At 59.2% G+C, this 3,294-nt stretch carries 3 protein-coding genes and 1 pseudogene; 1 reads left to right on the top strand and 3 read right to left on the bottom strand.

Features of this window, described 5'->3' with window-relative positions; translation table 11 throughout:
* Positions 1-604: 604 nt before the first annotated feature.
* Positions 605-1,162: pseudogene (locus tag EN781_RS29205) on the top strand (aminopeptidase); the annotation flags it as partial.
* 10 nt (positions 1,163-1,172) lie between these two features.
* On the opposite strand, the gene EN781_RS29200 reads toward EN781_RS29205, so the two are convergent.
* The 3 genes from EN781_RS29200 to EN781_RS29190 all read right to left on the bottom strand — a co-directional run.
* Positions 1,173-1,388 carry a hypothetical protein gene (locus EN781_RS29200; protein ID WP_091595108.1) on the bottom strand — a complete coding sequence of 72 codons (216 nt, stop codon included), beginning with the start codon at positions 1,386-1,388 and terminating at the stop codon, positions 1,173-1,175.
* A 335-nt stretch (positions 1,389-1,723) separates the two neighbouring features.
* Positions 1,724-2,362 (bottom strand): hypothetical protein, encoded by a 639-nt coding sequence (locus EN781_RS29195; protein ID WP_126034257.1) that lies wholly within the window; start codon positions 2,360-2,362, stop codon positions 1,724-1,726.
* 280 nt (positions 2,363-2,642) lie between these two features.
* On the bottom strand, positions 2,643-3,294 hold a 652-nt coding region (locus EN781_RS29190), incomplete at its 5' end, for a site-specific integrase (protein ID WP_145965700.1).

The following is a 3,294-nucleotide window of genomic DNA, read 5'->3' as shown; positions in this document are numbered from 1 at the left end:
GAATAAGGCCTCGTAAGCGCCGCGTAAACCTAGACGCGGCTCGTCCATATTTCCCCCCAGGCTCCCAATTCAGATTGTGACACACTGTGCATTAGTTGTGAAGTTTTCCTCTGCGAGCAGGCCGCCTAGAGGGCGAGAGCGGACTTTTCGACAATAGGAACGATTTCGAAGACAATTTCGACGGCCTCGGCAGGCCGCTTGCACGGTCGTCGTTCAGCTTCCCCGAACTATCTTCGCGGAACGATTCCCAATGGCAGCTATTAGCGCGACTACGACCTGGAGCATGGTCATCGGCAACGACTACTTCCTGGGAGGAGACAATTTGCGTCTATGGCCGACGTGGGCGCATTGCGGACCAACAGCGTTGGGCCGGATGCGACCGGAAGCTTCAGGAGAAAAAGACCTCCTAGGCGGATAGTTCCACGTCGCCGTGTCCGGCTTATAGCGGACATTCGGCAATTTGGCAGCGAATGACCACATTGTGACAATCTTGCCGAAGACGAACGTCTAACCTAAACCCCCATCCAGGACATCAACCAAATTGGAGCCACTGTTTGGGACCGGGCGTAGTTGCGACGTTTGCCCTATCCGGACGTGTGAGCAAATGCCGTGGGCAACCGTGATGCGTGCATTTTTTCGTTCGGTTGCTGCGATGATCGTGATGTCCAGCCTGGCAGGTTGCACCAGCATTTCTTACTACGCACAATCCTTGAAGGGTCACGTGGAGATCATGGCGGCGCGCCAGGATGTCGAAGAGCTGATCGACGATCCTTCGATCCCTGGGACATTACGCGCTCGAATGGAATCGGCGAGCGCCATCCGACAGTTTGCGATAGATGAACTAGCGCTTCCAGACAACAATAGCTACCGCAGCCATGTCAACGTTGGTCGGGACGCCGTGACATGGGCCGTCTTCGCAGCGTCGGAATTCTCGCTGACGCCACGAACATGGTGCTTTCCGGTGTTCGGATGCGTTCCGTACCGAGGATACTTCTCCAAAAGGTCTGCGATTGAAACCGCTGTCGCACTTCAGAGGCAGGGCCTGGACGTCTATCTGACGGGCATCACTGCATTTTGCACGCTTGGCTGGTCAAGTGACCCGCTGCTAAGCACCATGCTCAGCCAAGATGAAACGTATCTTGCAGGGCTCGTGTTCCATGAATTGGCCCACCTCACGTCACGCCGCGCTGCCGAAAATAAGCCTGCATCACCTTGCGGCTCGAACGGTTGTTCTGCGCCAGCCTGGTCGGATCGAGCACCGCCTGTTCTATCCCCTCTCGCGTCAGCGCCGCTTTGAGCGCCGCGATATTTGCATCGATGTCGGCATTGTTCGCCCGGAGCGATGCATAGATGCTGTCGGTCGCCTCGGCCACGGTCGGCTCGCTCACGGGTGTACTCCTTCGGCTGTTCGGGCGGCGGCTTAACACAGATCAGCGGCTTCGCCATACCGATAAGACGGCTGATGGGCGGCAACAGTATCCCCTGGGACTTAAAAGGGATACCGATGACGCGCGCCAACGGCTCGCTGCTTTCGGGAAATGGTGTCGCCCGTGGTGAACGGCCGATATGGCGGCCCGTTACTGTCGCCTACCTGGGCCGGAACCAGACTCGCGGACTGTTTACGCCCATTGACTCCCGGAGGTCAGGCGCGCGACCCGGATCAGGATTCGGGCCAGTGCGGTCGTAGTGGGCAGGAGCAGCGAAAGAATCTTTTTTCGCTGAATCAGCGCAGAAGTCCGTCACTCTCGAATTCGTCCCAGCCCTTCAGTTTCTGACGTGACACCTCGTCCCGAGTGCTGTCAGGCGCAGACGCGGCCCTGCGGCCGCTCTTTTGCGCACGCTTCAGGGCGGCCTTTCCGGCGGCCCGCCGCCTATTCTCTGCAGCAGCTATCGCGTCGTCCTCGCGCCAGACCGTAACCAAGTCGCGATCGAGCACGTCCTCGATGTGACGTGGGTCAAACACGTGAAAAGTTACCTTCCTTGCGCGACCACGAAGTTTCACCGTACGTGTGCCTGTGCTTTGCAAGCGGCCGTCCTTGAGCCACCGGTGCCGCTCTGCCGAAGAGATCGTCAGGATGTCTTCGACTTCACGGGGAATTACGGGCAGGCCTTCGATGCCTTCCAGCGTTTTGGACACAATCGCCGACGCAGTCCGGAAATCGCCATAGGCGCCTTCCGGCATGCGCAAGGTGAGCACCCCGACCTCGATACCGAGCAGCTTTTTCGCCGCCAAAGGCAGGTGGGCTCGCACTTCGCGAACGATCCCTCTGGCTCGGACCGATGACCCAAGCGTGGCCGCAGACGGGAGCGTCCACCCTTCGATCAAATTCGCAGCTGCATCCATTTTCTGGCGTGTGGACATGGGCCTTAGATAGGTCTCCCATCATGTCGGCTTCAACAAGTGTGGAATCAGCTAGCGCGGCGCTCCGGCACTGGCCTTGAACCATGCCTTGTTCCAGCCCTCGCTAGATCGCAGCGCTCTCGGCCTTCGTCGGATCACCCATTCCGCCTTCAGGCCGCCAGGTTCCCCAGGGATGTCCGCTTCGGGAGAGCGGCAACGCAGGCCTCAACGGCCGCTATGCAGCGTAAACCGGACGTTCGCGATACGTGCCGGACAGCTGGCTGCCCGCATCTGATTGAGTTTACCCGCGCGTTCCGGCGTTCTCAATTTTTTCCAGATAATCTGCCCACCACTGCATCATCTTGACGCGCTCTTCCCAGTGCTCCGCCCGGGCATAGGCGCGCCGAACGTCGTTATTTTCAATATGAGCCAGCTGTCGCTCTACGGCGTCTGGATGCCACTTGCCGCATTCGTTCAACAGAGTTGATGCCGTTGCTCGGAAGCCATGGGCCGTTGCTTCATTCTTGCTGTAACCCATGCGACGCAGGGCGGCGTTGAGTGTATTGTCGGAAATCGGACGAGAAGGCGATCGCACGCTTGGAAACAGCAGCGTCCCAGCGCCGGAGATTTTTTTAAGCTCGGCCAGGATATCCAAAGCCTGCGTTGAAAGAGGAACGCGGTGCGGTCGTCGCATTTTCATTCGCGCTTCCGGGATAGTCCATACCGAACTTTCGAAGTCGAACTCCCCCCATTCGGCAGCGCGAAGCTCACCGGGGCGGGGAAACAGCAGCGCCATCAACCTCAGAGCCGCTCGGGTTGCGGGCTGTCCGTCGAATGTCTCGATCGCACGCAGCAAGCCGCCGAATGCCTTCGGATCGGTAATGGCGGCACGCGGCGTGACCGTTGGCCTGATGAGAGCGCCCCTCAGCGCGGACGTGGGGTCAGTGTCGGCG

This window comes from Mesorhizobium sp. M4A.F.Ca.ET.090.04.2.1, from assembly GCF_003999085.1.
Taxonomy (GTDB): Bacteria; Pseudomonadota; Alphaproteobacteria; order Rhizobiales; family Rhizobiaceae; genus Mesorhizobium.
Note: the sequence above shows the minus strand (reverse complement) of the source record. Positions and strands in the feature narration are given on the sequence as shown.

Coding starts and splice junctions, on each gene's coding strand:
- EN781_RS29195 (WP_126034257.1), bottom strand. CDS start 2,362: ATGTCCACACGCCAGAAAATGGATGCAGCTGCGAATTTGATCGAAGGG.